Source organism: Pelomonas sp. Root1217 (assembly GCF_001425705.1).
Classification (GTDB): domain Bacteria; phylum Pseudomonadota; class Gammaproteobacteria; order Burkholderiales; family Burkholderiaceae_C; genus Pelomonas.
Genome location: NZ_LMDC01000028.1, coordinates 403,804 through 426,245 on the forward strand (window position 1 = coordinate 403,804; position 22,442 = coordinate 426,245).

Genomic DNA, 22,442 nt, shown 5'->3' on the forward strand with positions numbered 1-22,442 from the left:
AACCGCTGGCTCCGGTATGTAGAATGAATGCATACTTTCTGATGCATACCTGAGCCACCGCCTCCGCGGTGCCCAGCCACTGGAGGCGCCATGGAAGCCACCGTTGCCGAACGCGGGCAGATCACCCTGCCCAAAGCCGTCCGAGACGCCCTCGGCCTGACCAAGGGCACCACGCTCAAGGTCGAGCTGGACGGCGGCCGCATCATCCTGCGCAAGAACGTCGATGACGCCCTCTCGCGCATGCGGGGCCGCTTCAAGCTCGATGGCTTCGCCAACACCGACGAGGCCATGCGGGCCATCCGCGGCCACGCGCCTGGCGATCCCTACCTCCCTCCCGAGCCGGACTCGGGAGACGTCACACCTTGATCGCCACGGACTCCTCCGTGCTGATCGACCTGATCGCCGGTGACGACGAAGCCTGCGCTGCCGCAGCCGAGGCCGTGCGCCAGGCGCTGCACGTCGGCCCTGTCGTGCTGTGCGAGGTGGCGCTGGCGGAGGTGTGCACCGCCTTCAAGGGCGGCACCGACGTGCTCCAGTTCCTCGAAGACCTCGGCTTTCGCTTTGACCCGATGGAAGCCAAGTCGGCCCTGCGCGCTGGCGAGATGCAGCGGCGCTACCGCCAGCGCGGCGGCAACCGCACCCGCACCGTCGCGGACTTCCTGATCGGCTCCCACGCCATGATGCAGTGCGACGCGCTGATCACGCGCGACGCCGGCTTCTACAGAGACTATTTCAAAGGGCTGAGGATCGTTGTCCCCGGCTCTGCCTGACCTGCTGCTTCAACGGAGAAAAACATGCTTCAAGCCTACCGCCAACATGCCGCCGAGCGCGCTGCCCTCGGTATCCCGCCCCTTGCGCTGGACGCCAAGCAGGTCGCCGAGCTCATCGAGCTGATCAAGAACCCCCCGGCTGGCGAGGACGCCTTCCTGCTGGACCTGCTGACCCACCGCGTGCCCCCGGGCGTGGACGACGCTGCCAAGGTCAAGGCGAGCTTCCTGGCTGCCGTTGCGCACGGCGACCTCAGCGTCGGCCTGATCTCCAAGGCCAAGGCCACGGAGCTGCTGGGCACCATGGTGGGCGGCTACAACGTGCATCCGCTGATCGAACTGCTGGACGACGCCGAAGTGGCCGGCGTCGCGGCCGAGGGCCTGAAGAAGACCCTGCTGATGTTCGACTTCTTCAACGACGTGGCCGCCAAGGCCAAGGCCGGCAACGCCAAGGCCAACGAGGTGATGCAGTCCTGGGCCAATGCCGAGTGGTTCACGTCGCGCCCGGAAGTCGAGAGGAAGATCACCGTCACGGTCTTCAAGGTGCCCGGCGAGACCAACACCGACGACCTGTCGCCCGCGCCTGATGCGTGGAGCCGCCCGGACATCCCACTGCACTACCTGGCGATGCTGAAGAACACTCGTTCTGACGCAGCCTTCAAGCCCGAGGAAGACGGCAAGCGCGGCCCGATGCAGTTCATCGAGGACCTGAAGAAGAAGGGCAACTTGGTCGCCTACGTGGGCGACGTGGTCGGCACCGGCTCCTCGCGCAAGTCCGCCACCAACTCCGTCATCTGGGCCACGGGCCAGGACATCCCGTTTGTTCCGAACAAGCGCTTCGGCGGCGTCACGCTGGGCGGCAAGATCGCGCCGATCTTCTTCAACACGCAGGAAGACTCCGGCTCGCTGCCCATCGAGGTGGACGTCTCCAAGCTGGAGATGGGCGACGTCATCGACGTGCTGCCCTATGACGGCAAGCTGGTGAAGAACGGCGAGACCGTCGCCGAGTTCAAGCTCAAGAGCGACGTGCTGTTCGACGAAGTGCGCGCCGGCGGCCGCATCAACCTCATCATCGGCCGTTCGCTGACCGCCAAGGCGCGCGAGTTCCTGGGCCTGCCGGCCTCCACGCTGTTCCGCCTGCCCTCGGCACCCGCCGAAACCAAGGCCGGCTTCACGCTGGCGCAGAAGATGGTGGGCCGTGCCGTGGGCCTGCCCGAGGGCCACGGCGTGCGCCCCGGCACCTACTGCGAGCCCAAGATGACGACCGTGGGTTCCCAGGACACCACCGGCCCGATGACCCGCGACGAGCTGAAGGACCTGGCCTGCCTGGGCTTCTCGGCCGACCTGGTCATGCAGTCGTTCTGCCACACGGCCGCCTACCCCAAGCCCGTGGACGTGAAGACCCACCGCGAGCTGCCGACCTTCATGAGCAACCGTGGCGGCGTGTCGCTGCGCCCGGCCGACGGCATCATCCACAGCTGGCTGAACCGCCTGCTGTTGCCCGACACGGTCGGCACCGGTGGCGACTCGCACACCCGCTTCCCGATCGGCATCTCCTTCCCGGCCGGCTCCGGCCTCGTGGCCTTCGGCGCGGCCACCGGCGTCATGCCCCTGGACATGCCCGAGTCCGTGCTCGTGCGCTTCAAGGGCGAGATGCAGCCCGGCGTCACGCTGCGCGACCTCGTGCACGCCATCCCGCTGTACGCCATCAAGGCCGGCCTGCTGACCGTTGCGAAGGCCGGCAAGAAGAACGTGTTCTCGGGTCGCATCCTGGAGATCGAGGGCCTGCCTGACCTGAAGGTCGAACAAGCCTTCGAGCTGAGCGACGCCTCTGCCGAGCGCTCGGCTGCGGGCTGCACGGTCAAGCTGAACCCGGCACCGATCAAGGAGTACCTCACCAGCAATGTCGTGCTGATGAAGAACATGATCGCCGACGGCTATGCCGACGCGAAGACGCTGCAGCGCCGCATCGAAAAGGTGGAAGCCTGGCTGGCCAACCCGGAGCTGCTGGAAGCCGACAAGGACGCCGAGTACGCCGCCGTCATCGAGATCGACCTGGCCGACATCAAGGAACCCATCCTCTGCTGCCCCAACGATCCGGACGACGCCAAGTTCCTGTCCGAAGTCGCCGGCACCAAGATCGACGAGGCTTTCATCGGCTCGTGCATGACCAACATCGGCCACTTCCGCGCCGCGGCCAAGCTGCTGGGCGGCCAGCGCGACATCCCGGTCAAGCTGTGGGTGGCCCCGCCGACCAAGATGGACCAGAGCGAGCTGATCAAGGAAGGCCACTACGCGGCCTTCGGCACGGCCGGTGCGCGCACCGAAATGCCCGGCTGCAGCCTGTGCATGGGCAACCAGGCCCAGGTGCGCGAAGGCGCGACCGTCGTGTCCACCTCCACCCGCAACTTCCCCAACCGCCTGGGCAAGAACACCAACGTGTTCCTGGCCTCGGCCGAGCTGGCCGCCATCGCGTCCAAGCTGGGCAAGATCCCCACGGTGCAGGAGTACCACGAGGCGATGGGCGTCGTGAACAAGGACGGCGCGTCGATCTACAAGTACATGAACTTCGACCAGATCGAGGAATACGCAGACACCGCCAAGACCGTCGCCGCCTGAGGCTGAACGGCTTCAAAGTCAGCCCGCCGCGCGCAAGCCCGGTGGGCTTGTCGTTTGGCGCGCCGCCTAGCGCAGGATGTCCGTCAGATCGCCATGCCCCTGAGCCACGGCATGGTCGGCGGCCGTCCAACCTTGGGGATCGCGGTCTGCCTTGCGAGCGCCGGCAGCGAGCAGCAGGTCCACCATTTCTCGCGACCCGGTGCGGGCGGCCAGCATGAGGACCGTGCGGCCTTGGCTGTCACGCAGACGGATGGAAGCGCCGGCTTTCAGGGCCGAGCGCGCCATTGCCAGGTCGGCCTGATCGGCAGCCGCCAACAGGAAGGCATTGGCCGGCATGGCGGCTTTCGCCGATTCGGCAACGTCGGAGGCGGCCAGGCTTTGGGCCATCTGCGGTGCTGCTCGAAACCGGCCTGCGACCCCGCTTGAAACTGCTTCCGATCGCGCCAGCGTCTCGGCCTGGCTTGACGCGTCGGCAACAGCTCGGGGCGGCAACGGCGCGGCAGCCATCGCGGGCGCAGCGGGTGCTGGCGCTGCAGCCATCACCGGCTCGGCCGGTGGTGGCGGCATCACAGGCGGCCCCGGTTTGGCCGCGCCCGCACTCACCTCCGCCTGCCTGTGCAACCGCGGCGGCGTCGCATCCGCCATCACCACGGGAGCAGATCGTTCGGCGCGCGGCTTGGCAGGGCCGGCCTTGGCCGTTGTGCGGCGCGTTTCGGCGGCAGGCGCAGGCATGGGCTCGACGGTCGGGCTGGCTTGGGCCACCACCGCGCCAGCCATCGATGCAGGCGCGGCCGCGGCCAGCCGCGGATCGGTTTCAGGTTGCGGCTCGGCGTTTCGTCCTTGCAAGACAAAAACTGTCGCCACCAGCAGCCCCGTCACCAGCAGGCCCAGCGCATAGGGTTGCCAACGCCAGGCCAAGGCGTTACCGGCGACGGGCACGGCAGCAGCCACATCCGGCCGTGGCAGCGCCGCCATCAGACGCGCACGCCGCTGTTCGCGGCCAGCGTCGTCACCGAGCAAGGCCTCGCGATAGGCAGTCTCGGCTGCGTCGTTCGGCTGAACAGGATCGAACTCAGCCATCGCGCCACTCGCTGAGTCGGTGCCGCAGCGCCTCGCGCGCATAGCGCAGCCGGGTCTTGGCGGTTTCGGGGTGGGCCTGGGTCACGTCGGCAATCTCGGCGAGGCTGAGCTCAACGACCGTGAAGAGCAAGAATGCCTCCCGCTGCTCAACGGACAGGCGCAGCAGGCCGCCTTCAACCGCCTCGACCAGGCGCTTGGACACCAGCAGTTGTTCAGGCCCAGCACAGGCCGAGGCCAACTGGTCGAGGTCGGCCTCGTCATCGGCCTGTGGCGGGCACGCCCGCAGATGGTCCAGCACCCGGTTGCGCAGCACGGTGAAGAGCCAGGTCGAGAACCTGCCTTTGGCCGGCGCGAAGCTGGCGGCCTTGGCTGCAACGGCCAGCCAGCCTTCCTGGTGCAGGTCCTCCACCGTGGCGCGATCCGTGGGGTGCAGCATCTGGCGGACGAAGGCGAAGGTCTTGCGGTCATGGCGGCGGTAGAGCCGGTCGAACGCACCCATATCGCCGCGCAGATAGCTGGCGATGAGCTCTTCATCAGCGGGTTCACTCGCAGGCATGCGGCGCGGATGCTACGCCGGCCAGAGGTGGGTCTGCGGCATAGGGCAAGACCTCACCAGCGCGGCGGCGGGTCGGGCACATAGCCGCCGCTGCTGTTGGGGAAAGAGCGCGGCAACTGCGCCATGGGCCGAGGCATGATGCCGGCGGCCATCAGATTGGCATGACTGTCGTAGTGGATCTCCACCAACTGCTCGGGCTGTGACGTGCGCCGCTGGAAGCCGGTGTGCGCAATGGGAGACCATTCCGAGGCGCCGTGGCCCGTGCCCAGCTTTGCACGGGCAGCGCGCTCGGCCTCGACGCGCCCTGCAGCGCTTTCGCGCGCGGGTGCTGCCTGGGCCGACACATCGGCAGCCCCTCCATTCAGGCGGCTCAGCATGCTGGGCGCTGCGGGCTCAGCGGACGACACGGGGGGCGGCTCGTAGACCACCGGCGGCGGTACATACACCTCGCGGAATACTGCCGCGCCGATCACGCCAACATTGGCAGGCCGCCCACTGCGCGCCGCGTACGAGTCGCCCAGCGACGTGAACTCGAAGGCCGCGATGCGCTCGTCGCTCTTGCGCCAGCCGGTGATGTCATAACTCTCGCCCGGGCTCAGCACATAGCCAGACTGGTTGAAACCCGCAGTGTCGCCGGTGATGGCGTTGACGCCGTCCACGGACAACACCACCAACACCCGTTCTCCGCTGCGGTTGCTGAGCCGGATGGCATAGCGTGAGCCCGGCATGCCGGGGCTGTAGCGGCGCCCGCGGCTGGCGTACTGGGCCAGCGAAGCGCCGCTGTCACGGTCAACCAGCTGCATGTCGAGCAGCGGCGGCGACACGACGGCAGCGCAACCGGTGTGCAGGCCAGCCAGGCACGTGAAGGCGGTCAGCTGGAGCAAGGCGGTACGGCGGCGCAGGGGGAGCGGTGAACTCATGGCGGATCCTTCGCAGGGGTGGGGTCCTCTGCTTGTACGGAGCCACGCGGCAAACGGGGTGAAAAAGCCGGCCGGCCAAAGAAAGAGCGGCCCGAGGCCGCTTCTGTCGCAGGAGGAAGGTCGCTCAGGCCTTGATGTCCAGTAGCGCACCAGTGGTGTTGATCTGCGTCTGCAGCACCTTCAGGTTGGCGACGAAAGAGTAGGCCGCGGACTGCTGTTCGACGATCTCGTTGGCCGGGTTGATCTCGCGCTCGGGCACCTTGTCGACATTGGTCGGCTCGACGCTGGGGCGGGCCTGATTGCTGCTCGCCCGGTTGGCGATATTGGCCGCCGACGCGCGCAGCCGCTCGTTCGCAGACGAGATGCCGGACATGGCGGTGGACAAGGGGACGTTCATCGGGACTCAGTTCTCAGGCGCGCTGGCCGCTACATCGACCGCGTTGAAGTGAACTTTAGAACATCTGACGAAAAACCCCGCATTTCCGGGGTTCGCCCTGGCATCAAACGTGAAATCAGCCCGCCAGTTCCTCATAGCCGCCGGCCGAAACGAAGACGCGTACGCTGTCGCCCCCGGCTGCCTTGGCCTCGGTGCAGGCCAACGCCGCGCCGCCAAGCACGGCGTCCACCGTCACCAGCGTCGGCTGGATCTGCACGACGCCCAGCGACGCCTTCACGCGGGTGCGGTGCAGGCCCCAGCGCAGACGGTAGCTGGCGATGGACGAGCGCACCTTCTCCGCGATGATCTGGGCGTAATGCTGGTCGCAGTCGGGCAGCAGGATGGCGAAATGGTCCTCCTCCAGGCGCGCGACGAGGTCGGAAGCGCGCACCTTGCTGATCAGCATCTGCCCCAGGCCATAGAGGAAATGATCGCCCACCTCCGCGCCCATGTCCTTGATGACCTCGCCGAAACGGTCCACGTCGACCCAAAGCACCGAAACCGGCTCGTTGCGCCGGCTGCCGACATGCTCGCCCAGGCGGCGCTCGAATTCACGACGGTTGGCCAACTCGGTGACGGCGTCGTGCTTGGCCGTCCAGGTGGGCTGCAGGCGCAGCGCCCGGGCAGCAGTCACGTCCTCGACGATCCACAACGACTCGCCGGAGGGCGCATCCCAGTGCACCGGCGAGGCCTGCAGACGGCCCCAGAAGCGGTGACCGTCGCGCTTGACGTATTCGATCTCCTCGTCCAGTGGTCGACCCGCGGCAAAGGCCGCGTCCGCGCGCTCTTGCAACGCCGTGTGGGCCATGTCGGTGGTGTGGACGAGGCGCGTAGGTTGTCCGGCCAGTTCACCGTCGTCGTTGAAACCGAACAGGTGGTTGAACTCCTCGCTGACGACCTCGAAACGCTGGCCGCGGACGAAGGCGACGGCCGTTGGCGCACGTACCAGCAAGGTTCGCAGGCGGGCGGCGATGGGGTCCTCGGTGGAAGCGGGCGTGGCGGGAGTAGCGCTGCTCATGGGGGTCTCCGACTCGATCTTCTAGGCCCGACTATCGCAGGACTGAAGGCTTTCGGCCATGACGCCCGTCACACCACCAGCGTTCGAGCTTCGTCTCGACTGAACCTCCTAGCCGGCCGCTTTGGCCGACGGCGGCGACAACGGCGAGTCGGGAGCGCCCAGGCCCATCTTGGAGTTCGGCCGCGCATCGTGGCCCCGCTTCCACTGCCGCATGGTGTCGACCGCCACCGACCGGCGGATGTAGCGGTGCCAGATGAAGCTGAGGTCGAAGATCAGGATGCCCAGCCACCACAGGTAGAGAAAGGCCGCCCCGGCGAGCAGGACCGGCCACGCAGGCGGCGCAGTCGCCGAATCGCCGCCGAGCAGGCGCGAGACGACGATGAAGGCGATCACGGCGGTTCCCGCTCCGACCAGGCAGCGCCTTCCCCAGTTGGGTCGGCGAGGCAAAAGCCAGCCACTGAGGGCAATCAGTGCGGCAGCCCCGACCAGGGCCAGCCGGACGGCGAGCTCGGAGCCTCCAGCGGACACGGAGAAGAGCTGGGTGAGAGGGCCACCGAGGAAGTCCGCGGGGCCGGACGGCAGCCAGTGGAAGAACGGCACGGCACCGATCAGAAAGGCGAGCGTTGCCGCCAGATGCCATCGCCGGCCGGCGGTGTGCACGAGCCGGGGGAGCCGCGCCGCAGCGGTGATGCCCATCAGCAGGCCACTCATCAGCAGGATCTGCAGCGGCAGCCGATCGAAAGCCGCACCCGCCTGGGTCACGCCCTTGTAGAGCAGAAACACGGCCGCCACGTGCAAGAGCAGGCTCGCCACATAGGGGATGGCCAGGCTCACCCGGTCAACGAGCCTGTTGCTGGCCGGAACTTTCGGCTGGACTGTCGGGTCCGGCAGCACCACGTCGTCGATGAAATGACCGAACACCTCTGAGTCGTTCCAGTAGTCGTTGTGTGCCTTGCCGGGCAACCAGTAGCGGCTGAAGCCATGGTCATGCTTGCTGCCGAACTCGAAGGCCGCGCAGCCGCTTTCCTTCAGGAACCCCATGGCGGAATCGAGCTTGAACCCGATGGGGTCCCCGAAGTCGTAGTAGTTGCGCCACTTGATCTGCTGCGCCAGCGTCAGCCGCGGTGCCTTGCTGTCGCCAAAGAGCACCTGCTGGCCGGAGCAGCTGGATTTCAGCTGGAGGCCCTGCCACAGCGCCGGCCACAGCACGATGTGCTTGTCGATCGGCGAGCCGATCGTCATATAGCCGCGCACATAGTGGATCCAGCCGTCGTCAACTGGTGCACCGGACGGGTTGTCCGGGTCGACGATGGGGCGGCCCGACAGCGCCTCGAGCAAGCCGAGGAAGCTGATGACCGTGCCCTCGCTGTGCGCGACGATGTAAATCTCCGGATCGCCTCCTGGGCAGGCCTGCTGGAAGGTTGCCACGACCTGCGCGAGCGCGCTGTGGAAGCGGTGCAGGATCTTGTCGCGGTAGTAGGGGAAGTCCGTGACGAGCTGGACATCACCGACGTAGTCGCGCAGCAGCGGCGCCAGCTCGAACTTGAAGATGCCCATGCGGGCGAGCACGGCCAGCAGGCTCTCGAGCACGCCTACGGTCTCGACGATTTCGTCGACGATGCCGGTACCGAGCTGGAAGTCCTCAGCCTTCAGATTGCCGTTGGGCACTTCCTTGCGGTACTGCGACTCGGCGCGGCTGACCACCGTGTGGCCCCAGGCCTTGGTCTCCTCCAGCGTGTCATTGGCCTTGACGACCTGCCCCGGAATGTCGGCCCAGTAGACCTCGGCGAAGCCGATGCGCGACAAGGCGTCTGCAGGCTTGGCGTCCAGGCGGCTGATGCGAACCGCCGCCGCCGAGCCAAGGTTGAAGTAACCCAGCGGCATGACCGGCAGTGGCGGCGACGCCCTGTCGCCAAAGCGCCGTGCCACCGACCGTATCGTGTCGCTGCGCAGCTGGCTGCCAATGCCGTGGATGGCCACGATGATCTTGTCCATCGGCGGGCGGCCCTGGCTGGCGTCCGAGATGGATGCGGCCGTGGCCGTCTGCTGCTCGGCGGTGGATGCAACCGTCATGGGGAACTCTCCTCACGGGAAGTTCACGCATGGTGCTCCCTGAGCAGTCCTCACCGCTTCACCAAGACTGAGGAGACGCTGCCTCAGGGGGCGATCTGCTCCGCGTAGTCGTACAAGGCCGACAGGATCTGCTCACCTCGCTCATCGGCCGTCTCGCCGAGCTGGTCGATGCGCTCCATGAAGGCCGCCAGCGTCTGTGCGCCGCCCTCGCCTTCATGCAACCGTGCGGCGAGGTGGGCTTGCCAGCGTTGCGCCTCTTCCGCCGACAAGCTCGTCGGGAAATTGCGCGCACGCCAGCGGAAGACGAGCTCATCCAGCCGCCCGTCCTGGAAGGCCACCTTACCTTGCGCCGCGCGCTCGGCGAGCTGCGCGGGCGTCATCGTGCGCACCTTGTTCAGCGCCCGGCGGTCCTCGTTGCCGATGAAGCCGCCATAGAGGTCTTCGTCCACGTCGGCCGACGCAAAGGGCTCCCGCTGGAAGACGTCGGCCCACAGGCCGTCGAGCAACCGGCCCTTTTCAGCTAGCAGTCGCGCGCTGGCAAGCTGAACCTCGACGTCATGGCCCCAGCGCTCGGCCATCGCGGGGCTGAGCGTCTTGAGGTTGCTGATGACGATCGGGCTCTTGTTGACGTGGATGGTCTTGATCGGCAGCCGCGTGACGCCTTCAGGCAGCAGTTCCTGCTTGGTGAACATGCGTTCGCGGATGGCGGCGGCGTTCAGCGTCAGCAGCTCCTCGGGAGAGGCCGAGCAGTCCCAGACGATCAGTTCGTTCTTGTTGGTCGGGTGCGGCGCCAGCGGCCAGACCATGGCAATGCAGCCGCGCTCGGGGCCGTACATGCCGGAGATGTGCAGGAAGGGTTTGCCGATGCCAATTTCGTCCCACACCGCCTGCTTGCCGCGCAACTTGACGCAGAAGTCCCACAGCTTGGGCTGGGCCTGGCGCAGCTTGCGCGCCAGTGCCACGGTGGCACGCACGTCCGACAGCGCATCATGGGCCGCCTCGTGCGCGACGCCATTGGCGATGGTCAAGTGCTCCAGCTTGAAGCTCGGGCGCCCGTCTTCATGCTTGGGCCACTCGATACCCTCGGGCCGCAACGCATAGGCACAGCGCACGACGTCAAGCAGGTCCCAGCGGCCGCAGCCGTTCTGCCATTCGCGGCCATAGGGATCGATGAGGTTGCGCCAGAACAGATGACGCGTGACCTCGTCATCGAAGCGGATGCTGTTGTAGCCCACGCCAATGGTGTTGGGCGTGGCCAGTACCGTCTCGATGGCGGCGGCGAACTCATGCTCGGGCACGCCGTGCTGCAGGCAATGCTGCGGCAGGATGCCGGTCAGCAGGCAGGACTCGGGGTCAGGCAGATAGTCCGGGGCCGGCTGGCAATACAGCATCAGCGGCTCGCCGATCTCGTTGAGCTCGGCATCGGTGCGCAGGCCGGCGAACTGGGCCGGGCGGTCGCGGCGCGGCACGCGGCCGAAGGTCTCGTAGTCGTGCCAGAAAAATGAAAGGGAAGACATGGCCGCCACGATAGCTCAGCCGCTAGAGTGGCTCGCATGAGACTTGTCCTGCTGCTTCTGGCCGCCTGCGCGGCCGCCCATGCCGACGCGATCTCGCCGGACCGGCCGGACTTCACCAACGGCCCCGACGTGGTGGCCGCCGGACGCTTCCAGGTCGAGAGCAGCGGCGCCTGGCAGCGAGATGCATCGACACGCCTGCGCTCGACGCCGACGCTGTTGCGTCTCGGTGTCGGCCATGAGCTGGAGCTGAGGCTGGACAGCGACGGTGCCCTGCGCCAACGCAACCCCGACGCCAGCGGCCGCGGCGACCTGGGCCTGGGCTTCAAGTGGCAGTTGCAGGATGGCGACGAAGGCAAGCCTGGTCTGGGCGTGCTGGTCGACGTGAAGACGCCTTCAGGCAGCGGCGTGTTCAAGGGGCATGGGCTGCGCCCGGGCCTGAGCTTCCTGGCGCAGTGGGAGCTGCCGTCGGGCTACTCGTTCGGCGCCATGGCCGGCGTAGTTACCGACCGCAACGACACCGACCAGCGCTACACGGCAGCCCTGCTGTCTGCAAGCCTCGGCATCCCGGTGAGCGAGAAGCTGCATGGCTTTGCCGAGATCGCCGGCCAGCAGTTGGCGTCAGCGCGCAATGGCGGCAACGTCATCACCGCCGGCACGGGGCTGGCCTGGCAAGTCAGCAATGACGCCCAACTGGATGCCGCCGTGTTCCGCGGTCTCAACCACAACACGCCGGACTGGGCGTGGACGGTGGGGTTGTCACTGCGCTTTTAGCGCTTCTTGACGACGACGCTGCCGATGGAATAACCCGCGCCGAAGGAGCAGATCACACCGGCGTCGCCCGCCTTCAGGTCACCCCGGTGGTGATGGAAGGCAATGATGGAACCCGCTGATGCCGTGTTGGCGTATTCGTCCAGGATCAGCGGCGCGATCTCGCTGCCGGCATCGGCGCCGACCAGCTTCTTGATGACGAGCTGGTTCATGCCCTGGTTGGCCTGGTGCAGCCAGAAGCGGCGCATCTGCGTTGGCTCCAGGCGCAGCTTGGCCAGATGCGCCTCAATGTGGGCGGCGGCCATGGGCACGACTTCCTTGAACACCTTTCGGCCTTCTTGATAGAAGGTCAGGTCGCGGTCGCTCGGGTCGCGATCCTCGGCTCGATTCATGAAGCCGAAGTTGTTGCGGATATTGCTGCTGAACTGCGTGGCAAGCTGGGTGCCGAGGATCTCCCATTGGTCGTTGCCGGTCGCGGTTTCGGCGCGCTCGACGATGAGGGCCGTGCAGACGTCGCCGAAGATGAAGTGGCAGTCGCGGTCGCGCCATTCCAGGTGGGCCGAGGTGATCTCGGGGTTGACGACCAGCACGCATTTGCTGGCGCCCGAACGCACCGCGTTGAAGGCCTGTTCCAGCGCGAAGGTGGCCGAGGAGCAGGCCACGTTCATGTCGAAGCCATAGCCGCCGGCTCCCAGCGCCTGCTGGATCTCGACCGCCATGGCCGGATAGGCGCGCTGCATGTTGGCGCTGGAGCAGAGCACGGCGTCAACATCCGCGCCGGTCTTGCCGGCCTGTGCCAAGGCCTGACGGGCGGCATCGGCGGCGATCTCGGCCATCAGCGAGATCTCGCCGTCGCCACGCGGCGCAAAACGCGGGTACATGCGGGTCGGGTCCAGCACGCCCGCCTTGTCGATGACATAGCGCTGCTTGATGCCCGAGGCTTTCTCGATGAACTCGACGCTGGAGTGTGTCAGGGCGGTACGCTCGCCGGCAGCGATCGCATCGGCATGCTCGGCGTTTTGCAGGTCGGCATAGGCGTTGAAGGCCTCGACGAGCTCGGCGTTGGTGATGACATGGGGCGGGCGGTACAGGCCGGTGCCGCTGATGACCACGGCCGGGAATGAAGCTTGCATGAGGAGGACGCCCTGCTGATGTACGAAGCCTCAAATTTTATAGAGCCATGCTGGTGCGCCGTCTAAGCACTAGCCTGGGGCCTTGGACGAAAAGATGCACGAAGACAGCCTGCTCCCTCCCGACGACGCCCTGCGCCTGGCCCTGCACAATGAGGTGCATGCACGGCCACCGGCGCGCATCCGCCTGCCGGCCGTCATCGTCCACATCGCCGTGCTCAACGACGGCATCAGCCGGGCGCTCGAACACGCCCACCTGCGCCAGCTGCCCGGCCAGCACGAACTGGCCGAGGAGGCGCTGAACGCAAACTTTCTGCGCCTGCGCTGCGGCGAGTTCTCGCTGAAGTGGGAGCGCCATGCCGAGTTCACGCGCTATTCGGTCGTGCAGCCGCTGCCCGCCGACGCCGAGGCCAGCGCGCAGACGCTGGATGCGCTGGCGCTGCGTGTCGCACCGGATTGGCTGGGGCGCATCCCGGGGCGCACCTTTGCGGCCATCAAGCTCGTCATGATCGAGCGGCAGCTGACTTTCGCGCCCAGCGCCCTGACCGAGGCCCAGACCTGGTTCGGTGCGCATGCGACGGTCGCGTCGACGATGGGCGGCGGCCATTCCCTGGTTGTCACCGACTTCTGCCTGCGCGCGACCGGTTTCGAGCACATCGTCGTGCTGGCCGAGCCCGGCACGCCCGAGACCCGCGCCGGCCGCATCTGCCAGCGCCTGCTGGAGCTGGAGACCTACCGCTTGATGGCCCTGCGCGGCCTGCCCGCCGCCAAGTCGCTCGGCTCGACGCTGGCCGAGGTGGAGGCCACGCTGGCCAGCATCACCGCGCGGCTGGAAAAGCGCGGCGCGTCGGAAGCCGAACTGCTGGACGACCTGATCTCGACGGCCGCGCGCATCGAGCACGCCACCGCCTCGCACCAATACCGCTTTGCCGCCACCCAGGCCTACCAGGCCATCGTCGAGCAGCGTCTGGCCGAGTTGCACGAGGGCAAGGTGGCCGGCAGGCAGTCGCTGGGCGAGTTCATGCAGCGCCGGCTCTCACCAGCCATCGCGACGGTCAATGCGACGGCGCAGCGGCTGGCCGGCCTGTCACAACGCATCTCGCGGGCCAGCGCCCTGCTGCGCACGCGGGTCGACATTGCCACCGAGGCGCAGAACCAGCAGCTGCTGGCTCAGCTCGGTGAGGGCCAGCGCACGCAGCTGCGCATGCAGGCGACCGTCGAAGGCCTGTCTCTGGCGGCCATCACGTACTACGTGGTCAGCCTGCTGCTTTACTTCTTCAAGGCGCTGAAGGCCGAGGGCTGGCTGCCATTCAGCCCTGAACTGGCGGCCGGGGCGGCCATCCCGCTGGTGCTGCTGGCCGTCTGGCAGACGACGCGGCGCATCCACCGCAAGATCTTCAACCACTGAACGACGTGCCGGAGCCGGCGCCCCCGCGTAGAATCAATCACCGGGCCCAAATTTTGGCGTCCGGTTTTTTTTGCCTGCTTCAAAAGCAAGCGGAAAGCCGGCAGAGCCAAGTCAAGCGCTCGCAGCCCAGGCTCGCACTGCAATAACGCGCGCCGCAACTTGCGAACACCACTGACATGGAAATCTTCGACTACGACAACATCCTGCTGCTGCCGCGCCGTTGCCGCGTGGAAAGCCGCTCGGACTGCGACACCTCGGTGCAGTTCGGCCCACACCGCTTCAAGCTGCCGGTCGTGCCCGCCAACATGAAGACCGTCGTGGACGAGCCCATCACCGAGCTGCTGGCCCGTGAGGGCTACTTCTACGTGATGCACCGCTTCGACCTCGACAGCCTGGCCTATGCCAAGGACATGCGCGACAAGGGGCTGCTGGTCTCCCTGAGCGTCGGCGTGAAGCCGGCCGACTTCGAACTGGTCGACAAGCTCGCGGCCGAGGGCGTCGGCGCCGACTACCTGACCATCGACATCGCTCACGGTCACGCCGAGAGCGTGCAGCGCATGATCGGCCACATCAAGCACAAGCTGCCTGACACCTTCGTCATTGCCGGCAACGTCGGCACGCCCGAAGGCGTCATCGACCTGGAGAACTGGGGCGCGGACGCAACCAAAGTTGGCGTCGGCCCGGGCAAGGTCTGCATCACCCGGCTCAAGACCGGCTTTGGCACCGGCGGCTGGCAGTTGTCGGCTTTGAAGTGGTGCTCACGCGTGGCTACCAAGCCCATCGTGGCCGACGGCGGCATCCGCCACCATGGTGACATCGCCAAGAGCGTGCGCTTCGGTGCGAGCATGGTCATGATCGGCTCGCTGTTCGCCGGGCATGAAGAGTCGCCCGGCACGACCGTCGAGGTCGACGGCAAGCTCTACAAGGAGTACTACGGCTCGGCTTCCGACTTCAACAAGGGCGAGTACCGGCATGTCGAGGGCAAGCGCATCCTGGAGCCGGTCAAAGGCAAGTTCGCCGACACGCTGCGCGAGATGCAGGAAGACCTGCAGAGTTCGATCTCGTATGCGGGCGGCACGCAGTTGTCGGACCTGCGCAAGGTGAATTACGTCATTCTTGGCGGAGAAAACGCCGGCGAGCATCTCTTCATGTAGCAACCGATGGTCGCCCGGCGTTTCGGCGAGCCCTCGAGGGCGCAGCCAGAATGCGGGCGAACATTTGTTCATGTGATCATCTGCGGAACGCGGGGGAGCATCTCGCGCGCAGCGTGAGGTCCGCATTCCGGCGCAGCCAAAACGCCGGCGAGCATCTGTTCATGTAGCAACTGAGCGGCGCGCTCGTTTCGGCGGCCTTTGAGAATGCCAGCGAGCCACCGTCCCGTCATCATCCCGTGCGCCCCTCGAACAAGGGGGCTGATCGCCGGCCCTTCGCCAATCCCTGCCTTAGAGTGCGCGGCCATCCAAAAAGCAGAGGGAAACATGGCCATCCACCACCACCTCGCCACCGCCATATTGGCCGCGGGCTTGTCGGCCGCTGCCAGCCATGCCACCGCGGCGACCGCCAGCGTGTCGTTGAACAACATCCGGTTCGAACTCGTCGATCTGGATCTCAATGACGGCGTCACGCCGCAGGTGCACTTCCTGGCCGGCTATAGCGCCGTCTACAGCCGAACTTCGAGCGGCACGGGTCCGAATCCGGATGCCCAGGAGGTCTATGGCAGCTTGGGCCAGGCGCTCGGCCCCGTGTCGTCGATCACCGGGCTTTCGGCGTCGTCCGGGCATGTCTTTGTGGGTGACCTCTTCGGCGCCGGCGTCAACATTTCGTCGAACGCCCAAGCTTGGGGTGAAGGCAATTCCGCCAATGTGTGGACCTATGGTTTCGCCATCAGCTTCCTTTTGACGCCGCAGACTCAGTTGCTGCTGCGTGCCGACACCAGCGCCAGCTTCACCAGCAAGCCTGGCGAATCCACGACGATGCAGTCCAGCATCTCCCTGCAGAGCCTCGATCTCGGCCAGGTGTCGTTCGCAAGGCAGCTCACGACGTTCGATGCCTTTGGCGTTTACGTAGACGGGCCGAACCAGTTTTTCGTCAGCTATTCCAACCCAGCGAGCCAGTACCTGCAGGGCAGCGCCTTCGCCGCCGCCTATGCGTCGGCGCAGGGCGTGGCCAGCGCAGTACCTGAACCCGCGTCCGCCGGCCTGCTGCTGGCGGGCTTGGCAAGCCTGAGTGCACTGACGCGCCGCCGGCGCTGACGATCCAAGCCCATGTGCTCCAGGCCAGCGGCAACGCTGGCCCTCCAGGTCACGGCTTGCATGGACTTCATCGCCTACCGTAGCCGTGACGCCACCTCAAAGGCCTGCGCCACGTGCCCTTCACCAAGCTCGCCAACCTGACCGGCGCGCCGGCCCTCTCGCTGCCGCTGCACGGGACGAGCGACGATCTGCCGCTGGGGGTGCAGCTCGTGGCCGCGCCAGGTGAGGACGGCTAGCTGCTGCAACTGGCCGCAGAACTGGAAACCACCCAACCCTGGTTCGACCGGGTGCCTAGCTGAAACGCACCGAGGCCTCGAAGCCTGGTTTGGCATTGCGCAGCTCCAGCCGGCCGCCATGGGCTTCGGCCACCAACCGGCACAGGCATAGGCCCAGGCCGACACCGCCGACATGGCGCGTGCGCGCGGCGTCCGGTCGATAGAAGGGCTGGCCCAGCTGGGGCAGGGCCTCGGGTGGCACGCCGGTGCCGAAGTCGCGCACGGTCAGGCGTACGCCCGTGCCTTCACGAGCCAGGCTGAGCTGCACGGCGCCTCGGGTCGCATCGTTGTGGCGCAGCGCGTTCTGGACGAGGTTGCGCAGGCACAGCTGCACACGCAGGCGGTCCAGTTTCAACGTAGGCAGATCGGACTCGACATGCAACTCCACACCGAGCTGGGCATGCTCCTGCGCCAACGCGCCAAGATCGCAGTCCGACAACTGCAGCGCGCTGTGCCCGCTGCCCAGCCGCTCGCTTTCCAAGAGCGCCGTGATGAGGTCGCGCATCTGCGCCAGCTCGTCCAGCAGCGCGTCGCGGGATTCGCCCTCACCCACCAGCTCGGCATGCAGGCGGGCCCGCGTCAACGGACTGCGCAGCTCGTGGCTGATGGCCAGCAGCAGCGCCCGCTTGCCGTCCAGCATGGCCTGGATGTCGGCGGCCATCTGGTTGAAGCGCATCGCCAGGTCACCGATCTCGTCGCCATGGATGACGGGCACGCGGTGCGAGAACTCACCACGGCGGAAGGCCTCGGCGCCGATGGCCAGCGCGTGCAACGGCCAGACCATGTGGCGGATCATGCCGAAGGCCAGACCCGTGACAAGGAACAGCGCCGGCACGGCCCAGAGCAGGCCGTAGGCACTGCCCATCGACATCCACAGGATGGCGCTGCTGATGCAGGCCAGCAGGATGAAGACGGCGATCAGCCGCGCACCGAGCGAATGCTTGAAGCGCTTGTGCTGGTAATGCCAGCGTTGGTGCCAGCGATGGCGCACGCGCCAGCGGTAGTCCCAGTCGCGGTTCATGCGCCCGGCGCGCTTGGCCCGCTTGCGTTCCCAGCGTTCGCGCCAGCGGTGGTCGTAGGCGTGCGGCTTCATCATTTGCTGGGCAATGCGAAGCAATAACCGGCGTTGCGCAGCGTCTTGAGCGCGGCCAGCGGCTCGAGCTTGCGGCGCAGGCGGCTCACCAGGATGTCGACGGCCCGGGTGAACAGCTCGGCTTCCTGGCCACGCAGCCGGTTCAGGATGTCGTCGCGCGAGAAGACCTTGCCCGGCTCGCGGGCCAGCATCACGAGCAGCTCGTATTCGGTGCCGGTCAGCTCGACCAGGCCGCTCGCGCACGTCACCTCGCGGCGCGCGGTGTCGATCTCGAGGCCCTCGAAGCACAGCTTGCTGGAAGGCTGAACCACGCTCGGGGCAGCCGCCGATACAAAGCGCGTGCGGCGCAGGATGGTCTGCAGCCGTGCCGCCAACTCGCGCGGCTCGAAAGGCTTGGGCAGGTAGTCGTCGGCGCCCAGCTCCAGCCCGACGACCCGGTCGGTCAGATCGCCGCGCGCGGTCAGCATCAGCACCGGCATGTCGCGCCAGGCCTCGCTGCTGGCGCGCAGCTGCTTGCAGAACTCGAAGCCGTCCATCTCGGGCAGCATGCCGTCGAGGATCAGCGCGTCGAAGCGCTCGGCCGCCAGCCGCGCCAGCGCGGCGCTGGGACGGGTGACGGCTTGCAGCTGCAGGTCAAAGCGGGCGAGGTATTGCGTCAGCGGCCCGGCCAGGGCTTCGTCGTCGTCAATCAGCAGCAATCTGTACATGTCGCGATTATTCGGCCCGCACCAGCGTGATGGCCTTCTCCGGGCAGGCACTGACGCAATGACCACAGGCTTCACAGCCGGCGGCATTGGGCGCGAAGGCCTGCTCCCAGCCGTGGGCCATGCCCCTGAGCTTGCCGAACAGGCTCAGGGACTGGCGCTGCTCGGGTGCCAGCTTGCCCAGCGTGAACATGTTGAAGGGACAGACGGCGACGCATTCGCCCTTGCCCTCGCAGCGGTTGCGGTCGATGTGCGGCACAAAGCGGCCGCGGGGCTGCTTGCCGCAGTGGACATCCATCACGCCGCGTCTCGCTGGTCGTGCCGGCTGTCATGACGACCGTGGCGCCGCATCATGAAGCGCAGCGCCTGGCGTTGCTCGTCGTCCAGCGAATCGAAGAAGTCGGCAAAGGCCGTGACAAGCCCGGGGCCGGCGGCGCGCAGCGCATCCAACTTGGCGTCGAGCAGCTGCTGCGCCGGCTCGCGGGCGAATTGCTCGGCGGCGAACAGGCCCGCCACCTCGGGGCCGCGGGCCAGGCCCCTCATCGTGTCGCGCTGGTGCTGGAGCTGCTCAAGCCAGGCGCCGAGCTTGCGGTGCTGCTCGGCGTCCAGGTCCAGCTTGGCGCCGACTCGGTTGAGAAGGAGGTGGGCGAAGCCATCAGCATGGCGGCCGAAATGAGGGCCGTGATGGCCGTGGCCAAAGTGGTGGTGGAACTCGTGGTGGGCGTGCCAGCGACGAAAAAAGTTCATGGTGCTGCTCCGTGGGGCGCTCGAGGCCCGTGGTTGGGATGGCGCTCATGTTTGCGGTTAGCCCGCGCCAGAGCATCTCGACGCGGTATCGCCGGGTATCGTTTTGTTTCGCCCGGGGCCGGGGAGGCTGTGCGCCCTTGTCACAGCTGAAGCTGCAGACGCGCTGATCGCCGCGGAGGCCGCGCGAGTGCGGCCCCCTACAATCGCAGACCCCCGAAAAGCCCTCTTTTCGCCCCAGCTTCACAGCGGGCGACGCCGCGATGACCGAACTTGCCAAGTCCTTCGAACCCGCCGCCCTGGAAGCCCATTGGGGCCCCAAGTGGGAAGCCGCCGGCCTGTATGAGCCGACGCTGGACCCGGCCAAGTCCTCGTTCAGCATCCAGCTGCCGCCGCCCAATGTGACCGGCACGCTGCACATGGGCCATGCCTTCAACCAGACGGTGATGGACTCGCTGACGCGCTACCACCGCATGAAGGGCGACAACACGCTGTGGGTACCGGGCACCGACCACGCCGGCATCGCGACGCAGATCGTCGTCGAGCGGCAGCTGCAGGCCGCCGGCACCAGCCGCAAGGAGCTCGGTCGCAAGAATTTCGTCGCCCGCGTGTGGGAATGGAAGCAGCAATCCGGTGACACCATCACCGGCCAGATGCGCCGGTTGGGCGACTCGGTGAGCTGGGGCCATGAGTACTTCACGATGGATGAAAAGCTCTCGACCGTCGTCGTCGAGACCTTCGTGCGGCTTTACGAGGAAGGCCTGATCTACCGCGGCACTCGCCTGGTGAGCTGGGATCCGGTGCTGCAGTCCGCCGTGTCCGATCTGGAGGTGAACTCCGAGGAAGAAGACGGCTCGCTGTGGCATATCCGCTATCCGCTGGCAGACGGTTCGGGCTCGGTCGTGGTGGCCACCACGCGACCGGAGACCATGCTGGGTGACGTGGCCGTCATGGTCCACCCAGAGGACGAGCGCTACGCCGCGCTGATCGGCAAGCTGGTCAAGCTGCCGCTGACGGACCGCGAGATCCCCGTCATCGCCGACGACTACGTGGACCGCGAGTTCGGCACCGGCGTCGTCAAGGTCACGCCGGCGCATGACACCAACGACTATGCCGTCGGCCAGCGTCACAACCTGCCGATGATCGCGGTGCTGGACCTGCAGGCCAGGATCAACGACAACGCGCCCGAGACCTATCGCGGGCTGGACCGCTTCGTCGCCCGCAAGCGCGTCGTCGCCGACCTGGAGGCGCAAGGCCTGCTCGTCGAGGTCAAGAAGCACAAGCTGCAGGTGCCGCGCTGCGAGCGCACCGGCCAGGTCATCGAGCCGATGCTGACCGACCAGTGGTTCGTCGCCGTCACCAAGCCCAGCGCCGATGGCAAGAGCATTGCCGACAAGGCGATTGCCGCCGTCGAGACCGGCGCGGTCAAGTTCTACCCCGAGCAGTGGGTCAACACCTACAACCACTGGATGGGCAATCTGCAGGACTGGTGCATCTCGCGCCAGCTGTGGTGGGGCCACCAGATCCCGGCCTGGTACGGCACGGGCGGCGAGCTGTTCGTCGCGCGCAGCGAGGACGAAGCGCAGGCCCGCGCAAAGGCCGCCGGCTACCTTGGCGAGCTGACCCGCGACCCCGACGTGCTGGACACCTGGTACTCATCTGCGCTGGTGCCCTTCTCGACGCTGGGCTGGCCACAGAAGACGCTGGAACAGGACCTTTTCCTGCCCTCCTCGGTGCTCGTGACCGGCTACGACATCATCTTCTTCTGGGTCGCCCGGATGATCATGATGACGACCCATTTCACCGGCCAGGTGCCCTTCAAGGACGTCTACATCCACGGCCTGGTGCGCGACTCGCAGGGCCAGAAGATGAGCAAGAGCGAGGGCAATGTGCTGGACCCGGTGGACCTGATCCAGGGTGTCGACCTCGACACGCTGATCCAGAAGTCCACCACCGGCCTGCGCAAGCCCGAGACGGCGCCCAAGGTGGCTGCTCGCGTGAAGAAGGAGTTTCCGGAAGGCATGCCGGCCTATGGCGCCGATGCGCTGCGCTTCACGATGGCCAGCTACGCGAGCCTGGGCCGCAACATCAACTTCGACACCAAGCGCTGCGAGGGCTACCGCAACTTCTGCAACAAGCTCTGGAACGCGACGCGCTTCGTGCTGATGAACACCGAGGGCCAGGACTGCGGCCTCGCGCACGACCAAGGCGCCTGCCCGCCCGGCTACAACAAGTTCAGCCAGGCCGACCGCTGGATCACGAGCGAATTGCAGCGCGTGGAAGCGGCCGTGGCCCAGGGCTTTGTCGAGTACCGCCTCGACAACGTCGCCAACGCCGTCTACAGCTTCGTCTGGGACGAGTACTGCGACTGGTACCTGGAAATCGCCAAGGTGCAGATCCAGACGGGTGACGAGGCCCAGCAACGCGCCACGCGCCGCACGCTGATCCGCGTGCTGGAGACGACGCTGCGCCTGCTCCACCCCGTCGCGCCTTTCATCACCGAGGAGCTGTGGCAGACCGTCGCGCCCGTGGCCGGCCGCAAGGCGACCGACTACATCGGCCAGGCGCCCTACCCCGTCAGCCAGCCCGAGCGCATCGATCCGGCCGCCGACGCCTGGATGGCCCAGCTCAAGGAAGTGGTCGGCACGACGCGCAGCCTGCGCAGCGAGATGAACCTCAGCCCCAGCGACCGCGTGCCGCTGCTGGTGGGCGGCGATCTCAGCTTCCTCAGCGAAGCCGCTGCCGTGCTCAAGGTGCTGGCCAAGCTGGCCGCCGTCGAGCTGATTGCCGACGAGGCCGAGTTCGCCAAGCAGAGCGCGACGTCACCGGTGCTATTGCATGGCGCGGCCAAGCTGGCGTTGAAGGTCGAGATCGACGTCGAGGCCGAACGCGCCCGGCTGACCAAGGAAGCGACGCGCCTGGAAGGCGAGATCGTCAAGGCCGAGGCCAAGCTCGGCAATGAGGGCTTTGTCGCCCGGGCGCCGGCCGCCGTGGTGGAGCAGGAGCGCGCCCGGGTGGCCGGCTTCAAGGAAACCGTGGCACGGCTGCGTGAGCAGCTGGCCCGTCTCCCCGCCTGATCGCG

The 22,442-nt window shown here is 66.9% G+C and carries 21 protein-coding genes; 9 read left to right on the forward strand and 12 right to left on the reverse strand.

Annotated elements, in window-relative coordinates; all coding sequences use genetic code 11:
- Window positions 1-90 precede the first annotated feature (90 nt).
- From ASC95_RS21850 to acnB, 3 genes are read left to right on the forward strand one after another with little or no spacing between them, the layout of a single operon-like run.
- Window positions 91-366, forward strand: coding sequence for an AbrB/MazE/SpoVT family DNA-binding domain-containing protein (locus tag ASC95_RS21850; protein WP_057299802.1), 276 nt, complete (start codon window positions 91-93; stop codon window positions 364-366).
- The gene (locus ASC95_RS21855) at window positions 363-770 is read left to right on the forward strand and encodes a type II toxin-antitoxin system VapC family toxin (RefSeq protein WP_057299803.1); all 408 of its coding nucleotides are present in this window, start codon (window positions 363-365) and stop codon (window positions 768-770) included. The genes ASC95_RS21850 and ASC95_RS21855 overlap by 4 nt, the downstream gene beginning before the upstream one ends.
- Before the next feature lie 24 nt (window positions 771-794).
- Window positions 795-3,386 carry a bifunctional aconitate hydratase 2/2-methylisocitrate dehydratase gene (gene acnB, locus ASC95_RS21860; protein WP_057299804.1) on the forward strand — a complete coding sequence of 864 codons (2,592 nt, stop codon included), beginning with the start codon at window positions 795-797 and terminating at the stop codon, window positions 3,384-3,386.
- Between the two features lie 66 nt (window positions 3,387-3,452).
- On the opposite strand, the gene ASC95_RS32060 is transcribed toward acnB, so the two are convergent.
- The 7 genes from ASC95_RS32060 to sbcB all read right to left on the reverse strand — a co-directional run bounded on the left by ASC95_RS32060 (window position 3,453) and on the right by sbcB (window position 10,986).
- Window positions 3,453-4,466 carry an ankyrin repeat domain-containing protein gene (locus tag ASC95_RS32060; protein ID WP_057299805.1) on the reverse strand — a complete coding sequence of 338 codons (1,014 nt, stop codon included), beginning with the start codon at window positions 4,464-4,466 and terminating at the stop codon, window positions 3,453-3,455.
- Window positions 4,459-5,022: a sigma-70 family RNA polymerase sigma factor gene (locus tag ASC95_RS21870; RefSeq protein WP_057299806.1), complete on the reverse strand. Its 564-nt coding sequence runs from the start codon at window positions 5,020-5,022 to the stop codon at window positions 4,459-4,461. The genes ASC95_RS32060 and ASC95_RS21870 overlap by 8 nt, the downstream gene beginning before the upstream one ends.
- Window positions 5,023-5,075: 53 nt before the next feature.
- Window positions 5,076-5,942: a hypothetical protein gene (locus tag ASC95_RS21875; RefSeq protein WP_057299807.1), complete on the reverse strand. Its 867-nt coding sequence runs from the start codon at window positions 5,940-5,942 to the stop codon at window positions 5,076-5,078.
- Between the two features lie 124 nt (window positions 5,943-6,066).
- A complete protein-coding gene (locus ASC95_RS21880; RefSeq protein ID WP_057299808.1) occupies window positions 6,067-6,339 on the reverse strand; it encodes a hypothetical protein in 273 nt (90 codons plus the stop codon).
- Between the two features lie 115 nt (window positions 6,340-6,454).
- Complete coding sequence (locus tag ASC95_RS21885; protein ID WP_057299809.1) at window positions 6,455-7,396, reverse strand: GGDEF domain-containing protein; 942 nt, start codon at window positions 7,394-7,396, stop codon at window positions 6,455-6,457.
- 108 nt (window positions 7,397-7,504) lie between these two features.
- The gene (locus tag ASC95_RS21890) at window positions 7,505-9,469 is read right to left on the reverse strand and encodes an MFS transporter (protein WP_200960185.1); all 1,965 of its coding nucleotides are present in this window, start codon (window positions 9,467-9,469) and stop codon (window positions 7,505-7,507) included.
- An 83-nt stretch (window positions 9,470-9,552) separates the two neighbouring features.
- Window positions 9,553-10,986, reverse strand: a complete 1,434-nt coding sequence (sbcB, locus tag ASC95_RS21895) for an exodeoxyribonuclease I (protein WP_057299810.1) — start codon at window positions 10,984-10,986, stop codon at window positions 9,553-9,555.
- Between the two features lie 36 nt (window positions 10,987-11,022).
- Here sbcB and ASC95_RS21900 point away from each other — a divergent pair, with 36 nt between their 5' ends.
- Window positions 11,023-11,757, forward strand: a complete 735-nt coding sequence (locus ASC95_RS21900) for a transporter (protein ID WP_057299811.1) — start codon at window positions 11,023-11,025, stop codon at window positions 11,755-11,757.
- Here the strand turns inward: ASC95_RS21900 and ASC95_RS21905 are convergent.
- Window positions 11,754-12,887, reverse strand: a complete 1,134-nt coding sequence (locus tag ASC95_RS21905) for a beta-ketoacyl-ACP synthase III (protein WP_057299812.1) — start codon at window positions 12,885-12,887, stop codon at window positions 11,754-11,756. The two genes, ASC95_RS21900 and ASC95_RS21905, sit on opposite strands and share 4 nt — an antisense overlap.
- A 94-nt stretch (window positions 12,888-12,981) precedes the next feature.
- Between ASC95_RS21905 and ASC95_RS21910 the strand changes: the two genes are divergently transcribed.
- The 4 genes from ASC95_RS21910 (at window position 12,982) to ASC95_RS30890 (ending at window position 16,780) form a co-directional block, all read left to right on the forward strand.
- Window positions 12,982-14,292 carry a DUF3422 family protein gene (locus ASC95_RS21910; protein WP_057300462.1) on the forward strand — a complete coding sequence of 437 codons (1,311 nt, stop codon included), beginning with the start codon at window positions 12,982-12,984 and terminating at the stop codon, window positions 14,290-14,292.
- A gap of 176 nt (window positions 14,293-14,468) precedes the next feature.
- On the forward strand, window positions 14,469-15,446 hold the full coding sequence (locus ASC95_RS21915) for a GMP reductase (protein WP_057299813.1): 978 nt from the start codon (window positions 14,469-14,471) through the stop codon (window positions 15,444-15,446).
- A 204-nt stretch (window positions 15,447-15,650) separates the two neighbouring features.
- Complete coding sequence (locus ASC95_RS21925) at window positions 15,651-16,544, forward strand: PEP-CTERM sorting domain-containing protein (RefSeq protein ID WP_082568003.1); 894 nt, start codon at window positions 15,651-15,653, stop codon at window positions 16,542-16,544.
- Between the two features lie 113 nt (window positions 16,545-16,657).
- Complete coding sequence (locus ASC95_RS30890) at window positions 16,658-16,780, forward strand: amidase family protein (RefSeq protein ID WP_235538011.1); 123 nt, start codon at window positions 16,658-16,660, stop codon at window positions 16,778-16,780.
- Window positions 16,781-16,835: 55 nt separating this feature from the next.
- Here ASC95_RS30890 and ASC95_RS21930 read toward each other — a convergent pair whose 3' ends face one another.
- From ASC95_RS21930 to ASC95_RS21945, 4 genes are read right to left on the reverse strand one after another with little or no spacing between them, the layout of a single operon-like run.
- Entirely contained in the window at window positions 16,836-17,915 is a 1,080-nt protein-coding gene (locus ASC95_RS21930; RefSeq protein WP_082568004.1) for an ATP-binding protein, read from the reverse strand.
- A complete protein-coding gene (locus ASC95_RS21935) occupies window positions 17,912-18,619 on the reverse strand; it encodes a response regulator transcription factor (RefSeq protein ID WP_057299817.1) in 708 nt (235 codons plus the stop codon). Before ASC95_RS21935 ends, ASC95_RS21930 begins: the two co-directional genes overlap by 4 nt.
- 7 nt (window positions 18,620-18,626) lie before the next feature.
- Entirely contained in the window at window positions 18,627-18,914 is a 288-nt protein-coding gene (locus ASC95_RS21940; RefSeq protein ID WP_057299818.1) for a 4Fe-4S dicluster domain-containing protein, read from the reverse strand.
- Entirely contained in the window at window positions 18,914-19,363 is a 450-nt protein-coding gene (locus ASC95_RS21945) for a Spy/CpxP family protein refolding chaperone (RefSeq protein WP_057299819.1), read from the reverse strand. The genes ASC95_RS21940 and ASC95_RS21945 overlap by 1 nt, the downstream gene beginning before the upstream one ends.
- A 260-nt stretch (window positions 19,364-19,623) precedes the next feature.
- On the opposite strand from ASC95_RS21945, the gene ASC95_RS21950 reads away from it, so the two are divergent.
- A complete protein-coding gene (locus ASC95_RS21950; RefSeq protein WP_057299820.1) occupies window positions 19,624-22,437 on the forward strand; it encodes a valine--tRNA ligase in 2,814 nt (937 codons plus the stop codon).
- Window positions 22,438-22,442: the final 5 nt, after the last annotated feature.

Coding starts and splice junctions, on each gene's coding strand:
- ASC95_RS21885 (WP_057299809.1), bottom strand. CDS start 7,396: ATGAGCAGCGCTACTCCCGCCACGCCCGCTTCCACCGAGGACCCCATC.
- ASC95_RS21900 (WP_057299811.1), top strand. CDS start 11,023: ATGAGACTTGTCCTGCTGCTTCTGGCCGCCTGCGCGGCCGCCCATGCC.
- ASC95_RS21940 (WP_057299818.1), bottom strand. CDS start 18,914: ATGGATGTCCACTGCGGCAAGCAGCCCCGCGGCCGCTTTGTGCCGCAC.
- ASC95_RS21930 (WP_082568004.1), bottom strand. CDS start 17,915: ATGATGAAGCCGCACGCCTACGACCACCGCTGGCGCGAACGCTGGGAA.
- ASC95_RS21910 (WP_057300462.1), top strand. CDS start 12,982: ATGCACGAAGACAGCCTGCTCCCTCCCGACGACGCCCTGCGCCTGGCC.
- ASC95_RS21880 (WP_057299808.1), bottom strand. CDS start 6,339: ATGAACGTCCCCTTGTCCACCGCCATGTCCGGCATCTCGTCTGCGAAC.
- sbcB (WP_057299810.1), bottom strand. CDS start 10,986: ATGTCTTCCCTTTCATTTTTCTGGCACGACTACGAGACCTTCGGCCGC.
- ASC95_RS21850 (WP_057299802.1), top strand. CDS start 91: ATGGAAGCCACCGTTGCCGAACGCGGGCAGATCACCCTGCCCAAAGCC.
- ASC95_RS32060 (WP_057299805.1), bottom strand. CDS start 4,466: ATGGCTGAGTTCGATCCTGTTCAGCCGAACGACGCAGCCGAGACTGCC.
- ASC95_RS21915 (WP_057299813.1), top strand. CDS start 14,469: ATGGAAATCTTCGACTACGACAACATCCTGCTGCTGCCGCGCCGTTGC.
- ASC95_RS21875 (WP_057299807.1), bottom strand. CDS start 5,942: ATGAGTTCACCGCTCCCCCTGCGCCGCCGTACCGCCTTGCTCCAGCTG.
- ASC95_RS21870 (WP_057299806.1), bottom strand. CDS start 5,022: ATGCCTGCGAGTGAACCCGCTGATGAAGAGCTCATCGCCAGCTATCTG.
- acnB (WP_057299804.1), top strand. CDS start 795: ATGCTTCAAGCCTACCGCCAACATGCCGCCGAGCGCGCTGCCCTCGGT.
- ASC95_RS21945 (WP_057299819.1), bottom strand. CDS start 19,363: ATGAACTTTTTTCGTCGCTGGCACGCCCACCACGAGTTCCACCACCAC.
- ASC95_RS21925 (WP_082568003.1), top strand. CDS start 15,651: ATGCCAGCGAGCCACCGTCCCGTCATCATCCCGTGCGCCCCTCGAACA.
- ASC95_RS21890 (WP_200960185.1), bottom strand. CDS start 9,469: ATGACGGTTGCATCCACCGCCGAGCAGCAGACGGCCACGGCCGCATCC.
- ASC95_RS21905 (WP_057299812.1), bottom strand. CDS start 12,887: ATGCAAGCTTCATTCCCGGCCGTGGTCATCAGCGGCACCGGCCTGTAC.
- ASC95_RS21935 (WP_057299817.1), bottom strand. CDS start 18,619: ATGTACAGATTGCTGCTGATTGACGACGACGAAGCCCTGGCCGGGCCG.
- ASC95_RS21950 (WP_057299820.1), top strand. CDS start 19,624: ATGACCGAACTTGCCAAGTCCTTCGAACCCGCCGCCCTGGAAGCCCAT.